This is a genomic window from Flavobacterium tructae, assembly GCF_001853485.1.
Taxonomy (GTDB): domain Bacteria; phylum Bacteroidota; class Bacteroidia; order Flavobacteriales; family Flavobacteriaceae; genus Flavobacterium; species Flavobacterium tructae.
In genome coordinates, this window is the sequence record NZ_MIKE01000011.1 from 1,009,017 (window position 1) to 1,025,205 (window position 16,189).

The following is a 16,189-nucleotide window of genomic DNA, read 5'->3' on the forward strand; positions in this document are numbered from 1 at the left end:
TTGTTGTTTAGTGTTTGTTTGTCAGTGATTTATGTTATTGAATCTGAGCAAAATGTAATAAATTTGTACGTCCTGCTGTTAGAAAAGAAAATATTTTTAAAATTTTATTTTCCTGCTGACAAACTGTTGTCACCGACCCTCAATACTTTTGAAGTATCAAATAATTAAAACTTTAAAACTATGAAAACATTAGCAGCCCAAGTAATTACTCCGGAAGATTTATTGATACACTGGCAAGGACACCGTAAGCTTACACGTAACCTTATTGAAAAATTTCCGGAGAAAGATTTTTTCGAATTTTCAATCGGAGGAATGCGAACTTTCGCTCAGTTGACTGACGAGCTTTTGGCTATCGCAGCTCCGGCATTAAAAGGAATCGTTAATAAAGAAATCAAACCTTACACCGAAGCATCTGAAAAATTGATTTTTAAAGCGCAGTATCTGGAAAAATGGGATGAAGCGACAGCCGAAATTAACGAATATTGGAAACAATTGTCGATCGAAGATTTTAGTGAAACCTTTAATCTGTTTGGGCAATACGAATTTCCTATAATTCAGAATGTATTGTATTTTATTGATAACGAAGTGCATCACCGTGGACAAGGTTATGTGTATTTAAGAGCTTTAAATATCGAACCTCCGTTTTTCTGGGAAAGATAATTGTAACCGGAAGTATTTAATAAATTTTATTCTAATATAAATCGAACAGTATGAGTTTTAAAAAAATTATGACCAATTATGCCGCTTATAATTTATGGGTAAATCAACAATTTGTGAATTGGCTTTCGGCAAAAACCGATGAATTGCTGCATAAAGAAGTTCTTTCAAGCTATCCAAGCATTATTAAAACGCTAAATCATATTTGGGAAACCGAAGAATATTGGTTTTCAATAATAGCCGAAATTCCACAGCCGGAAAGAAGAGAAGCTGTTGATTTAAATAAGGATGAAATATTTGAAGGTTTATTGAATACCTCCACAAAATTAGCTGCATTTATCACATCATTATCAGACGAACAGTTATTGAAAACAATCAAAATTGAAAATCCATGGTTTCAGTGCGAACAGCCTGTAAGCGACTACTTGCTGCAGGTGGTGAATCACGGAACGTACCACCGAGGACAGATTGTAACTATTGGAAGAAATGTTGGTATTACTGACGCTTCTAACACTGATTATAATTTTTACAATGTGGTAAAAGAGAAACACTAGATTTGAAAAACTCCTAAAGATGAACTTCACCTTTAGGAGTTTTTTTATAGCAATCTTTTACGGTTGACTTCCAGTAATTCCAGTGTTTTGGCCTTGAGTATTTCAGGTTCCAGAATCGTAGCGTAATCTCCATACATTAGAAACCATCGCGGAAATGAGTTTTCGATATCGCGTGACATAAAAGTCATTTCTATTTTTCCGTCTACTTCTTTTTCTGAAATGAACCCGTGGTACTTTTTTTCGGTACCCAGATAACGGGCGATTTTCTTGTCAATTAAAATTCGGACTTTTGTTGTTGGACAAGTTTCTGTTTTATTGATATAAGTTTCTAAAGCATCGTGTTCGATCGTAAAATCAGCATCTGTTTTTCGAATACCCTGAATTCTGTCTGCTCTAAACTGACGATAATCTTGTCGTAAATGGCAGTATCCTAAAAAATACCAATTGTTATTATCGTGAAAAACCCCCACAGGTTCTATATTTCTTTGCGTAGCCGTATCGGTTTCGTAGGTTTTGTACGAAAGTAAAAGCTGTTTTTTCTCTGCAATACCTTCAAACAGAAGTGCCAAAGTATTTGGTGAATTATCATTAAACATCGGTTCGGCAGTGTTCATTATAACCCGCGATTCGATATTGGAGAGCCAGTCTTTATCGGTACTTTTTAAAACTGATTTTAGTTTATACATGGCCGATGCATAATGTGCTCCAAGAGAGGGATCGGTAAATTTTTGCATGAGTTTTTCGGCTGCTATAAAACTGCTTACTTCTTCACGAGTAAACATAACGGGAGGCAATCTGTAGCCATCCATCAAAGCATAACCCACTCCGGCTTCACTGTAAATAGGGACTCCTGAAGCTTCCAGCGTTCGAATGTCTCTATAAATTGTTCGTAAACTACAATCAAAACGATCGGCCAATTCCTGCGCTTTCACAATTTTTTTGGATTGTAATTGGATGAGGATGGCAATAATTCGGTCAAATCGTTTTGGAGTTTCGTCCATTTTTTCTAGGTTCAAAGGTTCAGAGGTTCAAAGTTACAAAGGTTTGATGTTTAAAGAAATAAAAAGCTGTTCCAAATTGAGACAGATTGCTTTTGTTTTGACGTCTGCAATATAATGTTCTCATATGATTATTGTTGAAATATAAAATAACAGTTTGGTGGTCTCAAAAAGGTATTTCGCTCCGCTGGAGCAGTTTGAGATAGAAAAAGTAATAGTTTTTTTGAGAAAGATTTTAATTGATATAAGACAAAGGGGTTGACTCATTTTTGAGTCAACCCCTTTGTTTATTCAGATAATTGACATCCGTTTGCTCTGTTGGAGCAAAATATTTATAGATAATAAAAAGCAGTAGGGGAAAAGCTCCAGCGGAGCGGTATATTTTGCCGCCTCTTCTAAAGTATACTATCTGTTTTTAAAGAGTAATTCAAAAGCTATAGTTTTTTGAAATATCATATTAATCTAAAAGCCTTTCTGAGTTAGCTTTATTTTTAATGAGTATGTTAGGTTGAGTCAGAGTTAAAATTCTAGTTTAATCAGTTTTCAGCTATGGGGCTGAGCGAAGTCGAAGCTATTTTTAGTTCTATAAGCCTTCGACTCCGCTCAGGGTGACTCGCGGTTGTCCGAAGTTTTTATTGACTTTGTTTTGTTCCGAATACGCCGATAAATATATTAAAACTAAAAACCCAACAACTTTCGTCATTGGGTTAGTCTATATTCTTTGTTCTTTCTTCTATTTTCTAAAATAAAAATCTAGTCGTTCAGTTTCAAAACAGCCATAAACGCCTCTTGTGGAATCTCAACGTTTCCTACCTGACGCATACGTTTCTTACCTTTTTTCTGTTTTTCAAGAAGTTTACGTTTACGGGAGATATCTCCACCATAACATTTTGCGGTAACGTCTTTACGAAGTGCTTTGATGGTTTCACGAGCGATAATTTTAGCACCAATCGCTGCCTGAATCGGAATGTCGAATTGTTGTCTTGGGATCAATTCACGCAATTTTTCGGTCATTTTTTTACCGATGTTGTAAGCGTTGTCTTCGTGAATCAAAGCAGAAAGTGCGTCAACTGTTTGAGCATTCAGAAGAACATCCAGTTTTACCAGTTTTGAAGTTCTCATTCCAATAGGAGAGTAATCAAAAGAAGCATACCCTTTAGAAACTGTTTTTAAACGATCGTAAAAATCGAATACAATTTCGGCCAATGGCATGTCAAAATTCAGCTCAACACGTTCTGTTGTCAAATACGTTTGATTGGTAATCTGACCACGTTTTTCGATACACAAACTCATTACGTTTCCAACGAAATCAGCTTTTGTAATGATGGTTGCTTTTATAAAAGGTTCTTCAACTCTGTCTAGTTTTGAAGGTTCAGGTAAATCTGATGGATTGTTTACAACTAATGGCGTTTCCGGATGTTTTTTGGTATACGCCAAATACGAAACGTTAGGTACAGTAGTGATAACCGTCATGTCGAACTCACGCTCTAAACGCTCCTGAATAATTTCCATGTGAAGCATTCCTAAGAATCCGCAACGGAAACCAAAGCCTAAAGCAGCAGAACTTTCGGGAGCAAAAACTAATGAAGCATCGTTCAATTGTAATTTTTCCATAGAAGAACGTAAATCTTCATAGTCTTCTGTGTCTACAGGGTAAATTCCGGCGAAAACCATTGGTTTTACATCCTCGAAACCTGTAATCATATTCGTAGTTGGCACTTTTGCGTCGGTAATGGTATCACCCACTTTTACTTCGCGTGCTTCTTTAATTCCTGAAATTAAATAACCAACATCTCCTGCAGAAACCACAGTTTTAGGAACCTGATTTAATTTTAAAGTTCCAATTTCATCAGCAAAATATTCATTGTCCGTAGCCATGAATTTAATTTTCTGCCCTTTTTTGATTTCTCCGTTTACTACTCTAAAGATAACTTCAATTCCACGGAACGGGTTGTAAACCGAGTCAAAAATCAATGCCTGTAATGGTTCGTCAGGATTTCCTTTTGGAGCCGGGATTTTTTCGATAATGGCTGCTAAAATATTCTCAACACCAAAACCTGTTTTTCCGGAAGCATGGATAATATCTTCTAATTTACATCCTAATAAATCAATAATATCGTCGCTAACTTCTTCAGGATTGGCACTAGGTAAATCTACCTTGTTCAAAACCGGAATAATCTCAAGATCATTCTCTAAAGCCAAATATAAGTTGGAAATAGTTTGTGCCTGGATACTTTGCGCTGCATCAACAATCAAAAGAGCACCTTCGCAGGCTGCAATAGATCGTGAAACTTCATATGAAAAGTCGACGTGACCGGGAGTGTCAATTAAGTTTAAGATATATTCTTCTCCTTTGTAAGTGTATTCCATTTGAATGGCATGACTCTTAATGGTAATTCCACGCTCACGCTCCAGATCCATGTTGTCAAGCAATTGTGCTTTTTCTTCACGAGCTGTAACGGTTTGTGTAGCGCCCAATAAGCGGTCTGCCAGTGTACTTTTACCGTGGTCAATGTGTGCAATAATGCAAAAGTTACGTATCTTCTTCATTTTAATATGTCAATTCTCTAAACGAGTTTAAGTAATTTCCGGGTCTAAATCTGCACTGTAGCGATTGCCTTAGAGCATGTTAATAAACCGCAAAGATAGCGCAAAGTTTTGGATTCTGGAATGTTGATCTTCGATAGTTGAATACGGAATTTTAAAATAGTTTTTAAAACGTTAAAATACGCTGTGATTTTCTTTAAAAAGAGTGGAGAAATAAAACCCGACAGGTTTAAAAAAACTGTCGGGTTTAGTGTAATTAACTAAATCATTCTAACTTTAAATTATAACCCAGTTGAAAGTATAGTGGAATCAGTGGTTCTGTTTTAAAATCTTGCGTAATTACTTTTCCCAGTCGTAAAGTAAGGTCACTTCGGCGAAAGGAATATCCGGCTTGTATGCCATAGTTGAAATTGCCTCCGGTTGACGGTTCATACCAGCCATTTTTCACATCGGGATAGACTTCTTTATAAATTGCCGAATTTTTAAAATGAGTAGCAATCGCTTTGTCAAAACCAAATTCTCCAGCGGCAAACCATTTTGGTTTGTAATAGCCAATAATCGCAGTTGCATCGGCACCAAAGTTTTGTAAGGTGACTAACGGATTTTCGTATCGGCGATAAATTCCGTGAATGGCGGCATTAAAACGGAAATGATTTATTTGGTAAAGATTAATTTGTCCGCCAATTTTACTTTTAAAATCATCGAATACTGTTTCGCCTGATGGTAAGGAAAAAGATGCTTCGACTACAATTGGCAGTTTCGTTTTGAGATGGTAGCCGTAAGCAAGTCCGTAAACAAAACTATGTTCCCAGCCAGCATTTACATTTAGAATGTGTTTTTGATTCTCTTTAAGATTTTCCCAGTTTAAGGTTTGAGAGTAGGTTTTGCCTATGAAAATAGAGAAGATAAAGATGCTGATTAATAATATTGTTTTCATCATGGGATTATTTTAGATCGTTTAAATAGTTCAGTACAAAAGGATGCACATTTTCCCATTTGAAGTAGATCATCTCGTGTCCGGTACCTTTTACTTCGGCTATGGTGGTATTAGGAAAAAAGGCAGCTTCTTTTTGGGCGAAGGATAAACCATAGGACTGATTTAATTCGCCATATAAAAACAGGACTTTCGTTTTGTACTGACTTAGATTTGTAGTAAAATCAAAACCTTCATTTTCGGCAATGTCGGCTAAACTTTCTAAAACGGTTGTTCCGATTCGCCAAAATGGGGATGGCCCTGAAATACCTTCCTTGTTGCCTTTCGCATAAGAGAAACCTGAAGAAACTCCCAGTTTATAGTCAAGAATTTCGTGCTGGTTTTCTTTTCCTGTTAAAAATTGATCGATATACAATAAATTGCTGGTGGCCTCAGAGAATAATTTTATTTTACGGCTCATTTCTCCGTAATCGTCTAATAATTTTTTGTTTAAACCTCCCGGTTCTGCCAAAATAACCCCATTGATGGCCATTGGGTATTGGTTGACATAAGCCGCGGCGAGCATAGCACCCCAGGAATGTCCGAAAAGAAATATCTTTTGAGTGGGTGTTTTACGGTAATATTTTATGACTTCAGAGAGATCGTCGATCATCAATTGAATGGAGTACGTATTTTTGTCATGTCTTTTGGATAATCCGGAGCCTCTTTGATCGTAGAAGATCACATAATAACCTTCGTCGGCGAGTTGTTTTACATTCAGACCATTTCTGTAATCGGATCCGGGACCACCATGCAGGAAAACGAGCATTGGGTTGTTGGGATTTCCGAAAGCCTCGGAGTGCAGCTGCGTTCCGTTTACAAAAATAGAAGCGATAGAGGCATCCTGATCGACAGTTTTGGGAACTAAATTTCCAAGTCCCTGAATGTCGTTTTCATTTTCGCATCCAATAAAAAAGAAAATTGAAACAGCGATTACGGCTGAGTAAAGTACTTTGGTTTTCATTGCATAAATTGGTTTAAATTTCTGCAAAGATGAGCTGTGGTGCTATGCTGGTCGCCCCAACTTGTAAGGTGGTTCCAGTTTATAATTCAAAAACCCGACAGGTTTTTAAAATCTGTCGGATTTAAGATGAAAGTTATTTTAAATATTCAGATGGAGAAACGCCAGTTGCTTTTTTGAAGTTTCGGTTGAAAGCCGTTTTCGAATTAAAGCCACATTCTAATGCGACAGACAGGAAGGTGAATTTTTGATTTTCGGGTAAAAGAATGGTTCTTTTAAATTCTTCAACACGTTGAGAGTTGATGTAATCATAAAAGTTTTTCTGTTCGACCGAATTGATAACCTGCGAAAGTGTATTGGGATGAACACTGATCTTCTGGGCAAGCTCGGTTAAAGTTAAATCGGCATTTTTGTAGATTTTTTCATCATTCATGAGTTGCGTCAGTCTTTGATGGATAGCCATAAGTTCTGAAGAAGTAAGTCCTGATTTCTCATATTTAATTTTTTCAGATGTATTTCCGGTGTTAACGCTTTCAAGTGTTGAAGTCTCAGAATGGTTATTTTCGGAAAGCGGCTGATTGGTGAAAATTCCAACCTGTTTGACGCCAAAATATCCAATAAATATCAAATAGAAAACGACAACCGAAAAAATATACTGATCGTCAGAAAAAATGATTACGAGCCAGATGATACCGGATCCAATAATTAGATATCGCAGCCAGGTCAGGTTGATTCGTTCGGTATGCGAAAATTGATTGTTGATGTTCTTGCGATGTTTTATGAGTTTTTGCAAGGAAAGTAAAGGATAAATAATTCCCGAAAATACGATTGTAGCATACAAAATAGATATTAGGGTTTCGTAGCCTTTGCCTTTGTTTTTAAAAACGGCTGCTTTTTCTTCGAAAGACAAATTATAAAACGGAATCAGTACCAGAATGGCAGCTAGAAAAGGAATAAAATGTAAAAGATTAAACTTTTTATAGCGATTTTGGTTCGTTAAAGCCGAAGTGTATAAAAATAAAAAGGGTCCCTGAACTAAAGGCATTGGGAGTTCTAAACCCAGTAAAAAGGGAAAGTCGCTATAGTCATTTTTGTAATGAAGATAGAACAGGAATAAATGAAAGCCGGTAAAAAACAGCCAGAGTGCCAGAATCTTGTCGGCCTCAGTTTTGTTCCTTTTGCTTGCCAGTACAACAACCAGAAAAAAGGTGATTATAATGCCGGTTAAATACAACATACAGGTCTGGGGTATAAATTAAATCGGTTGTTAAAATATCGACCAAGATAATTTATTTTACTCAATTGTCTGCGGTTGAGGTGTTTTGCAAAGATTAATTTTTTTTATAATCTGTTAGGCTTAGTAGTGAGGTTGTTATTCCTCTTTAGAAGTTTCAGTATGATGGTCTTTAAATTCCCCGTACCATTTTTCGACAGAAGGATAAACAAATGCGGCTACCTTTTTAATCGGATTGTAAAAAATAGAATGATCTAAGGTTTCTTTTTTAGCAAAAGTATTATTGAAATTGATTTTCTCAAAAAGAGCGATAAAAATACTGATGATCAAAATGGTTTTTAAGATTCTGAAAAAGCCTCCGCCTAATTTATTGGGTAATCCCAAAAAGGCAAAATCAGCAATTCCGGTAAGGATTTTAGCTAAGAAGTAAATACCAATTACCACTAAAATAAAAGTGAGAATAAAAGCAGTGATCTGTATTGTATTAGGATTCCAGGAAACATGTTTCATGATCAATTCTTTCATAAAAGAAGAGAATTTAATCGCAATATAAATTCCCAACAATAAAGAAATGAAAGAAGCAACTTCTACAAAAAGTCCGTTTTTAATTCCTTTATATAAACTAAAAGCTAAAAGAGCGGCCACAATTATATCAAAAAAACTCATATTTGGGTGTGTTTAAAAAAGCGCAAAGATATACTTTTTTAGGTTTGGAGGTTCAGAGTGGCAAAGGTTCAGCCGTTTTTTGGAGTTCTTCTTTTCTAAGTGTTTAATTTTTTTAGGTGCAATGTGTTGAACTATGTATCTTTGTAAATCAAAATTTAGCGTTAAGATTGTAATTCTGTCCCCTTCAGAATTAAATTTTGCAACAATCTAAGATCTAAACTCAAGAATCTAAAATCATACAATGTCCAGAGATACACAACTAAAAGAGCGATGGGAAAAGCTCGTCGATATATTGTCTAATCAATTTTCGCAAGGCGAAGATTTAGATTTAGACGCCATAATTTATTTAATCGGAGTTCAGGAACTTGGAAAAGTACACCGTGAATTTAAAAAAGATGAAAAATTAAACCTGATGCACATCGCTATTTGTCGATTATTGGAACCTTACGGGTTTTATGAATTTGACTTTTTTGATGCCGAAGGATGGCCACATTATAAAGTAAAAGAAGAATTACCGCCACTAAAAGCGGGAGAACAATCGGTTTTGATGAAAGAAGCCATTGTGAATTATTTTTTAGAAAGAGAACTGATAGAGTAGTTTTTAGTCTCAGTCTCAGTTTTCAGTCCAATTGAGACTGAAAACTGAGACTGAGACTGTATACTTTCAACTAAAATTACGTAAATTTGCACCTTCAAAGCAAGACTGATGATAGACAAGATAAAAGAACATATAGAGGAAGCAAAAGCCTTTAATGATAAAAATAAAGAATCTTTAGAGCAATTCCGTATCAAGTATTTAGGGAGTAAAGGTTTGTTGAAAGAGCTTTTTACAGAGTTCAAAAACATTCCAAACGACCAGAAAAAAGATTTTGGACAGGTAATAAATACTTTAAAATCGGTTGCCGAAGAAAAAGTAAGAGTTATTCAGGAAGAACTGGAAAGCAAACAAGAAGTAAAAGGAATGTTTGGTGATTTAACTCGTGCGGCAGAGCCAGTAATTATTGGTTCACGTCACCCGATTTCAATTGTTAAAAATCAGATTATTGATATTTTTGCGAACATTGGTTTCAACGTTTCTGAAGGTCCGGAAATCGAAGACGACTGGCATAATTTCACCGCTTTGAACTTACCGGAATACCATCCGGCGCGTGATATGCAGGATACTTTTTTCATTCAGACTAATCCTGATGTGTTGTTGCGTACGCATACATCATCTGTTCAGGTGCGTTATATGGAAAATCATAAACCGCCAATTCGTACTATTTCTCCGGGACGTGTATTTCGTAACGAAGCCATTTCGTCTCGTTCACACTGTATTTTCCATCAGGTAGAAGGTTTGTATATTGACAAAGAGGTATCGTTTGCCGACTTAAAACAGACTTTGCTTTATTTCACTAAAGAAATGTTCGGAAAATCGAAGATTCGTTTACGTCCGTCGTATTTCCCATTTACAGAACCAAGTGCCGAAATTGATATTTATTGGGGTTTAAAAACCGAAACTGATTATCGTATCACTAAAGGAACTGGCTGGCTGGAAATTGGTGGTTGCGGTATGGTAGATCCAAATGTTTTGAAAAATTGTGACATCAATCCTGATGAATACAACGGTTTTGCTTTCGGAATGGGAGTAGAGCGTATTGCTATGTTACTGTATCAAATTGGTGATATTCGTATGTTTTACGAAAATGATGTTCGTTTCTTAGAACAGTTCAAGGCCAATATTTAAAAATAAAGTTATTAGTAAATAGTGATTAGTGAGAAGTCTTCTTTCTAATCACTATTTATATTTTACGAATTACTAAGATTATGAAAAAAGATATAACAATTCCCGAAGTAGAAAACGTATTTCTTGCAGCAGTACAGGAATGGAGCGATGACTTTATGGAAAAAGTATGGTACGCTTACCTGGTAAACGACAGTGATTTTAACCTGGACAGCGTGATGGTAGTTTCAAAAGCATTTGGAACGATCGATGGCGAGATGAAAAAAACGTCCGTTTTACGTCATGCCTTTGTAGAAGTTCCTGCAGTTTCGGTCGTGAAAATCGAAATGGTTGAAAAAAGCTTACTGGTCCTGAACAACGAATTTATGGTGACGTTTTTCATTGGCAATACGTTGTACGACAAGAAATTTACTTTTAAAGCAAACCTGATCAACGAAAACGATACGGAGGAAGTGCCTATTTTATTTGTTGAAGGAGTTATGGTGAAGTAGGTAGAGCGGAGTGCAGGTTTGTAGAAGCAAGAAGCTAGAGCAAAGAAGCAAGAATATAGAGTAAAGACTATAGAGTAAAGACTATAGAAGCTAGAAGCAAGAGTTTAGATTTCTTTATATTAAAATAAAAAAGAGTCAAGGTGAATTTTAATTCTGTCCTGACTCTTTTTTTATCTGTCAAAAACAAGTTCACAATCTATAATCTTGCTTCTTTGTTCTTGTCTCTATATTCTATTTTCTATTCTCTATAATCTCACTTCTCTAAAAAAAAACTAATCCAAAGACTCCGTTAATTTTTTGAAAACCGATTTTGCATCTTTTCCTTCGTATAAAACAGCGTAAACAGCATCGATAATTGGCGTTTTTGCACCATAGCCCTGATTTAGCTTATAAGCGCTTTTAGTGGCATAATAACCTTCGGCCACCATACTCATCTCCATCATCGCACTTTTTACCGTATAGCCTTTACCAATCATGTTTCCGAACATTCTGTTTCTCGAGAACACAGAGTAACCTGTAACCAATAAATCGCCTAAATAAGCGGAGTCATTGATGTTGCGTTTCATTTTATGAACTTTTCGGATAAATTTCTTCATCTCGCGAATTCCGTTACTCATCATAACCGACTGAAAGTTATCTCCATAACCTAATCCATGAGCAATTCCCGCTGCAATGGCATAAATGTTTTTAAGCATTGCCGCATACTCAGTACCAATAATATCATCTGAGATTTTGGCTTTGATATAATTTCCGGATAAATGTTTTGCTACGATTGAAGCTTTTTCCGGATCCCCGCAGGCAATTGTTAAATAGGAAAGTCTTTCTAATGCTACTTCTTCAGCATGACAAGGACCTGTAATTACACCGATATTGTAGTAGGGAATGTCGTATTGAATGTGAAAATGTTCTCCAACAATCAAACTTGTTTCAGGAACGATTCCTTTAATAGCAGAAAAGATAATTTTATCAGACAATGAAACCGTCAAATTTTTCAATTCACCATCTAAAAATGCAGAAGGAATTGCAAAAATCACATAATCTGCATAAGCGACTGCTTCATTAATATTATTGGTCAGTTTAAGTTTTGCCGTATCAAATTCAACCGAACTTAAGTAATTCGGATTGTGTTTGTATTTCTGAATGTGTTCGATAGCAGCGTCATTACGCATGTACCAGGCAATTTCTGAAAGATTTACACATAACATCTTTGCAATTGCCGTTGCCCAGCTTCCTCCTCCAATTACTGCAAATTTTAAATTTTCACTCATTATTTTAATAATTTAAAGCAAAAGTACTTAATAATGTAGTAATAATACAAAATCTCATTTAAGAAATTTGGAAAGCCTCTTTAAATACAATGGTTTCCAGAGGATTTAAATTGAAACAGAAAATATTTTAACGATTATACAATAAAAAGGCAATCCGTACGTTGTAACTATTTATAAATTAGAATTTAATGAGTTTAGCAAGAATTGAGTTAGTTAATTTTGTTTTAGTATTGTAAGAAGGCGTTCCCATAAAATGAGAACGCCTTTTTTGTAAAATTCCAAATGAGCTTAAAACTGGAATTTGTTTTTTTATTTGGAATTTATGCCTTAGTAGCTCATTTCAACAATCGATTTTACTTTGTCTAAAGTAATTAGTTGTTTTTCACCCAAACCTTTCCAGCCTCTTTCATTAAATCGGTTTACAATAAAATCAGCCGTTTTGCTATAATCGTCTGTGTATTGCGAAAGTTTAGTATCCATTCCCATAGTATGGAAAAATGCTACAGTTTGATTGATGGCTTCTTTTGCCACTTCATCGTCAGAACCCGTTAAGTTGAAAATTCTTCTGCCGTACTGTGCCAGCTTTTCTTTTTTGGTATCAAACATTATTTGGTACAAACTTGGTCCGATAATCGCCAACGTTCTGGCATGATCAATTCCGTATAAAGCCGTTAATTCATGACCAATCATATGTGTGGCCCAGTCAGAAGGAACTCCTTTTTGAATCAGTCCGTTTAAAGCCATTGTACAGCTCCACATAAAATTAGAAGCCAAAGCATAGTCGGTTGGATTTTCAACCACTTTAGGACCAACTTCAATTAACGTCTGTAAAATTCCTTCGGCAATACGGTCTTGTAAATATCCTTCATGCGGGTAGGTCAGGTATTGCTCCATCACGTGTGTATAAGCATCGACAACACCATTTTGCAATTGTCTTTTTGGTAATGAGGCAATTACAGTTGGGTCACAAATTGAAAATTTAGGAAAAAGGGCACTTCCGCCAAAAGCCAGTTTTTCCTGTGTTGCTTCGATGGTAACAACAGCTCCTGAATTCATTTCGCTTCCCGTTGCAGGTAAAGTCAAAACAGTTCCAAAAGGCATAGCGTTTTCTTTAATAAGTAATCGTTTTTGCAAAATGTCAATCGGATTTCCGTCGAAATTTACGGCCGCTGAAATGAATTTCACACCATCAATTACAGAACCACCGCCAACAGCTAAGATGAAGTCAATTTTTTCAGCCTTAATAACAGCAACCGCTTTCATCAATGTTTCAAAATGTGGATTGGGTTCAATTCCGCCAAATTCTACGATATCAAAACCTTTTAAGTTTTGAATCACCTGTTCGTGAATTCCGTTTTTAAAAATACTTCCGCCGCCATAAGCCAGTAAGATTTTGGCATCTTTAGGAATTAAAGTCGAAAGTTTTTCAATTTGTCCTTTTCCGAAAATTAAATTCGTCGGATTGTATAATTCAAAGTTTAGCATTTTTTTTTAGAGTTTCTAAGATGCTGAGGTGCTAAGGTTCTAAGTTTTTTTTAGATTCTTAAAATCTCAATGTCTCAGCATCTTTCATTATTTTTTTATTGTTAAGTTCGTTAGTTTAATAACTTAGAATCTTAGTGTCTTAGTACCTCAGAATCTTTATTAATTCAATTGCTGTAATAATTTTTCAGCCACTAATTTAGATGAAGCCGGGTTTTGTTCGGTAATTTTTTAAGTTTCTAAGATGCTGAGGTTCTAAGTTTTTTTAGATTCTTAAAATCTCAATGCCTTAGCATCTTTTATTAGGGTAACTGTTTTATTTTAATATTTCTAAGTTCTGTTACTTAGAATCTCAGAATCTTAGTATCTCAGTGTCTTTATTAATTCAATTGCAGTAATAATTTTCCGGCTACTAATTTAGATGAAGCCGGGTTTTGCCCCGTAATTAAAAGGCCATCTTCTACAGCATACGGTTGCCAGTTGGCTGCTTTTGAAAAGGTAGCGCCATTTTTTGTCAAAGCATCTTCTAATAAGAACGGCACTACTTTAGTTAACCCCACCGCTTCTTCTTCGGTATTTGTAAAACCGGTTACTTTTTTGCCTTTTACTAAAAATTCGCCTTTAACTTTTACGTTTTTTAAGACTGCCGGAGCATGACAAACAAAAGCTACAGGTTTTTTATGAGTATAGAAGGATTCAATTAAAGCAATGGAACTTTTATCTTCTACCAAATCCCAAAGCGGACCATGACCTCCAGGGTAAAACACAGCATCGTAATCTTTTTGGTTGATAGTCGAAAGTTTATGGGTATGTTTTAACTTCTCTTGCAAAGTTTTATCAGCGTCAAAACGTTTGGTGTCTTCAGTGGCTGATGCCGGATCGGCACTTTTAGGGTCAATTGGAGGTTGACCTCCCAGTGGAGAAGCAATTGTAATCTCGACGCCCTGATCTAATAGCTCATAATAAGGTGCAGCAAATTCTTCTGACCAAAATCCGGTTTTCTCTCCGGTATTTCCCAGTTTATCGTTACTGGTTACAACAAACAGTACTTTTTTGGTGCCTTTTTTTGTTGCTTTTTGCGCTATAGCTGAAGTACTAAAAGCACTAAAGGCTATAATCGTAAGTAAGGTTATCTTTTTCATAAGTTTAAATTTTGATCAAATTTACGACTAAAGTGATATCAGTAAAAATAAAATAAACTATGTTTGTTATAAATATATTTATGTCATGGTGAATCTGGAGTGGTACAGAACCTTTAAGGCTGTATATAAAAACGGGAATTTTTCTATCGCTGCAAAAGAGTTATTTATGAGCCAGCCTGCGGTGAGCCAGCAAATTTCTATGCTGGAAGCACATGTTGGAAATAAATTGTTCAATCGAAAGTCAAAAGGCGTAGAACCAACGGAATACGCTAAGTTACTGAATAATTTAATCATAGATGCGCTGGATCGGCTTGAAAATGTAGAAAGCAGCTTTCGGGCAAAAGCAGAAGATGCCAATCGGTTAATTTCTGTTGGGATCTCCAAAAATCTTTTTAATTGTATTGGAAACCTGTTGATTGCTAAGTTCGATTTAATCGATTTTACTTTTGCAGAAAACGATGTTCTTTTTGAGTTAGTGGATGCTAAAAAGCTTGACTTTGCAATTACCACAAAAAGATTTGACACCTTTGATACGGTCTACGAAATTGTGGGGAAAATTAAGCTCATTATGGTGGCACCAGTACGTTTGGATGGTACAGAATTTCGTCAGAAATTAAAATCAGATAACTATGCGGAAGTAGAGCAATGGCTCAATGAACAAAAATGGTACAGTCACGATGCCAGAATTCCACATATAAAACTATTTTGGCTACACGCTTTTAATAAAAAAAGGCCCTCTATGGTTCCGAACTATATTATTCCGTCTGAATCTGAAATGTTAAGGATGTTATCCGATAATGAAGGAGTAGCGATAACCTGGAACTGCAATGCACGAAAATATATTAAAGAGAATAAATTGCAGTTATTGTGGAACAGTTTTCATGTGCCGGAAGAGTATGTGTATGTATTGACCGCTAAAAACAACAATTTGAATTCGTTTTTTGAAATTATCTCCAAAGAGTTAAAATTGTTTTTTGGTAACCGATTATGACAGAAATCATTGTTTTCTGTATTTTTAAAGAATAATTTTGGGAGATAAATTCTTAATATTTTTAAAAATGAAAAAGTTAGTATCTGTTATAATGGTTGCGCTTGTGTTGTATACAGTTAATTCCTGTACTAAACGTGAAGAAGATGAGATCGCAGATTGCCTTACAGAAGCAATTTTTGTAAAACTACATAATTCAACTGATGCTACTAATCCGAAACTAATGAACTATTCCGTTGGATATAGCGGATCCGGAACTCTAATTGGTGTAAAGTGGACATTTGGAGACGGGACCACCGGAACCGGTAAAGATATTACGCATACCTATCCGGCAGCAGGAACTTATGAAGTTAGTGCAGAGGTTACTGTTGGGATAAATGGTTCAGAATGTACTTCTATCCCAAAAAGAACAGTAACAATAAACTAGAAGACCGAAGGAAATAGAATATTGATGAGAGTCAATTTTATAATTTATTGCTGATGTGATAGATTATGAAATTGACTC

The 16,189-nt window shown here is 35.6% G+C and carries 16 protein-coding genes; 7 read left to right on the forward strand and 9 right to left on the reverse strand.

Translation table 11 applies throughout. The features are described 5' to 3' along the window. Window positions 1-180: 180 nt before the first annotated feature. Both BHE19_RS06295 and BHE19_RS06300 read left to right on the forward strand, forming a co-directional pair. Window positions 181-660: a DinB family protein gene (locus tag BHE19_RS06295; RefSeq protein ID WP_017497400.1), complete on the forward strand. Its 480-nt coding sequence runs from the start codon at window positions 181-183 to the stop codon at window positions 658-660. A 50-nt stretch (window positions 661-710) separates the two neighbouring features. After that, window positions 711-1,211 carry a DinB family protein gene (locus tag BHE19_RS06300; RefSeq protein ID WP_070906382.1) on the forward strand — a complete coding sequence of 167 codons (501 nt, stop codon included), beginning with the start codon at window positions 711-713 and terminating at the stop codon, window positions 1,209-1,211. A 44-nt stretch (window positions 1,212-1,255) separates the two neighbouring features. Here BHE19_RS06300 and BHE19_RS06305 read toward each other — a convergent pair whose 3' ends face one another. From BHE19_RS06305 to BHE19_RS06330, 6 genes are all read right to left on the reverse strand, one after another. Continuing rightward, on the reverse strand, window positions 1,256-2,212 hold the full coding sequence (locus BHE19_RS06305; RefSeq protein ID WP_070906383.1) for a helix-turn-helix transcriptional regulator: 957 nt from the start codon (window positions 2,210-2,212) through the stop codon (window positions 1,256-1,258). A gap of 750 nt (window positions 2,213-2,962) precedes the next feature. Further along, window positions 2,963-4,759 (reverse strand): translation elongation factor 4, encoded by a 1,797-nt coding sequence (gene lepA / locus BHE19_RS06310; RefSeq protein WP_017497407.1) that lies wholly within the window; start codon window positions 4,757-4,759, stop codon window positions 2,963-2,965. A 262-nt stretch (window positions 4,760-5,021) separates the two neighbouring features. Further along, window positions 5,022-5,696, reverse strand: coding sequence for a hypothetical protein (locus tag BHE19_RS06315; protein WP_233431360.1), 675 nt, complete (start codon window positions 5,694-5,696; stop codon window positions 5,022-5,024). A 4-nt stretch (window positions 5,697-5,700) separates the two neighbouring features. Next, the gene (locus BHE19_RS06320; RefSeq protein WP_070906384.1) at window positions 5,701-6,693 is read right to left on the reverse strand and encodes an alpha/beta fold hydrolase; all 993 of its coding nucleotides are present in this window, start codon (window positions 6,691-6,693) and stop codon (window positions 5,701-5,703) included. Between the two features lie 133 nt (window positions 6,694-6,826). Further along, window positions 6,827-7,927 (reverse strand): helix-turn-helix domain-containing protein, encoded by a 1,101-nt coding sequence (locus tag BHE19_RS06325; RefSeq protein ID WP_070906385.1) that lies wholly within the window; start codon window positions 7,925-7,927, stop codon window positions 6,827-6,829. A 135-nt stretch (window positions 7,928-8,062) separates the two neighbouring features. Then, a complete protein-coding gene (locus BHE19_RS06330; protein ID WP_070906386.1) occupies window positions 8,063-8,590 on the reverse strand; it encodes a CvpA family protein in 528 nt (175 codons plus the stop codon). A gap of 241 nt (window positions 8,591-8,831) precedes the next feature. Between BHE19_RS06330 and BHE19_RS06335 the strand changes: the two genes are divergently transcribed. The 3 genes from BHE19_RS06335 (at window position 8,832) to BHE19_RS06345 (ending at window position 10,804) form a co-directional block, all read left to right on the forward strand. Further along, entirely contained in the window at window positions 8,832-9,188 is a 357-nt protein-coding gene (locus BHE19_RS06335) for a hypothetical protein (protein ID WP_029270935.1), read from the forward strand. Between the two features lie 108 nt (window positions 9,189-9,296). Next, complete coding sequence (gene pheS, locus BHE19_RS06340) at window positions 9,297-10,316, forward strand: phenylalanine--tRNA ligase subunit alpha (protein ID WP_070906387.1); 1,020 nt, start codon at window positions 9,297-9,299, stop codon at window positions 10,314-10,316. Between the two features lie 80 nt (window positions 10,317-10,396). Further along, window positions 10,397-10,804 carry a hypothetical protein gene (locus tag BHE19_RS06345; protein ID WP_070906388.1) on the forward strand — a complete coding sequence of 136 codons (408 nt, stop codon included), beginning with the start codon at window positions 10,397-10,399 and terminating at the stop codon, window positions 10,802-10,804. A gap of 272 nt (window positions 10,805-11,076) precedes the next feature. Here BHE19_RS06345 and BHE19_RS06350 read toward each other — a convergent pair whose 3' ends face one another. The 3 genes from BHE19_RS06350 to BHE19_RS06360 form a co-directional block, all read right to left on the reverse strand. Then, window positions 11,077-12,072 carry an NAD(P)H-dependent glycerol-3-phosphate dehydrogenase gene (locus BHE19_RS06350; RefSeq protein WP_017497416.1) on the reverse strand — a complete coding sequence of 332 codons (996 nt, stop codon included), beginning with the start codon at window positions 12,070-12,072 and terminating at the stop codon, window positions 11,077-11,079. Window positions 12,073-12,399: 327 nt separating this feature from the next. Next, window positions 12,400-13,557: an iron-containing alcohol dehydrogenase gene (locus tag BHE19_RS06355; protein WP_070906389.1), complete on the reverse strand. Its 1,158-nt coding sequence runs from the start codon at window positions 13,555-13,557 to the stop codon at window positions 12,400-12,402. A gap of 377 nt (window positions 13,558-13,934) precedes the next feature. After that, window positions 13,935-14,696 carry a type 1 glutamine amidotransferase domain-containing protein gene (locus BHE19_RS06360; protein ID WP_207544107.1) on the reverse strand — a complete coding sequence of 254 codons (762 nt, stop codon included), beginning with the start codon at window positions 14,694-14,696 and terminating at the stop codon, window positions 13,935-13,937. 85 nt (window positions 14,697-14,781) lie between these two features. On the opposite strand from BHE19_RS06360, the gene BHE19_RS06365 reads away from it, so the two are divergent. Then, window positions 14,782-15,687 (forward strand): LysR family transcriptional regulator, encoded by a 906-nt coding sequence (locus BHE19_RS06365; RefSeq protein ID WP_070906390.1) that lies wholly within the window; start codon window positions 14,782-14,784, stop codon window positions 15,685-15,687. Between the two features lie 67 nt (window positions 15,688-15,754). Next, window positions 15,755-16,111 (forward strand): PKD domain-containing protein, encoded by a 357-nt coding sequence (locus BHE19_RS06370; RefSeq protein ID WP_070906391.1) that lies wholly within the window; start codon window positions 15,755-15,757, stop codon window positions 16,109-16,111. The last annotated feature ends 78 nt before the right edge of the window (window positions 16,112-16,189 follow it).

Excerpts from the sequence above, each read along its gene's own strand:
- BHE19_RS06320 (WP_070906384.1), bottom strand. The coding sequence starts at position 6,693 with ATGAAAACCAAAGTACTTTACTCAGCCGTAATCGCTGTTTCAATTTTC.
- BHE19_RS06300 (WP_070906382.1), top strand. The coding sequence starts at position 711 with ATGAGTTTTAAAAAAATTATGACCAATTATGCCGCTTATAATTTATGG.
- BHE19_RS06345 (WP_070906388.1), top strand. The coding sequence starts at position 10,397 with ATGAAAAAAGATATAACAATTCCCGAAGTAGAAAACGTATTTCTTGCA.
- BHE19_RS06350 (WP_017497416.1), bottom strand. The coding sequence starts at position 12,072 with ATGAGTGAAAATTTAAAATTTGCAGTAATTGGAGGAGGAAGCTGGGCA.
- BHE19_RS06315 (WP_233431360.1), bottom strand. The coding sequence starts at position 5,696 with ATGATGAAAACAATATTATTAATCAGCATCTTTATCTTCTCTATTTTC.
- BHE19_RS06295 (WP_017497400.1), top strand. The coding sequence starts at position 181 with ATGAAAACATTAGCAGCCCAAGTAATTACTCCGGAAGATTTATTGATA.
- BHE19_RS06325 (WP_070906385.1), bottom strand. The coding sequence starts at position 7,927 with ATGTTGTATTTAACCGGCATTATAATCACCTTTTTTCTGGTTGTTGTA.
- BHE19_RS06365 (WP_070906390.1), top strand. The coding sequence starts at position 14,782 with ATGGTGAATCTGGAGTGGTACAGAACCTTTAAGGCTGTATATAAAAAC.
- BHE19_RS06335 (WP_029270935.1), top strand. The coding sequence starts at position 8,832 with ATGTCCAGAGATACACAACTAAAAGAGCGATGGGAAAAGCTCGTCGAT.
- lepA (WP_017497407.1), bottom strand. The coding sequence starts at position 4,759 with ATGAAGAAGATACGTAACTTTTGCATTATTGCACACATTGACCACGGT.
- BHE19_RS06330 (WP_070906386.1), bottom strand. The coding sequence starts at position 8,590 with ATGAGTTTTTTTGATATAATTGTGGCCGCTCTTTTAGCTTTTAGTTTA.
- BHE19_RS06370 (WP_070906391.1), top strand. The coding sequence starts at position 15,755 with ATGAAAAAGTTAGTATCTGTTATAATGGTTGCGCTTGTGTTGTATACA.
- BHE19_RS06305 (WP_070906383.1), bottom strand. The coding sequence starts at position 2,212 with ATGGACGAAACTCCAAAACGATTTGACCGAATTATTGCCATCCTCATC.
- pheS (WP_070906387.1), top strand. The coding sequence starts at position 9,297 with ATGATAGACAAGATAAAAGAACATATAGAGGAAGCAAAAGCCTTTAAT.
- BHE19_RS06360 (WP_207544107.1), bottom strand. The coding sequence starts at position 14,696 with ATGAAAAAGATAACCTTACTTACGATTATAGCCTTTAGTGCTTTTAGT.
- BHE19_RS06355 (WP_070906389.1), bottom strand. The coding sequence starts at position 13,557 with ATGCTAAACTTTGAATTATACAATCCGACGAATTTAATTTTCGGAAAA.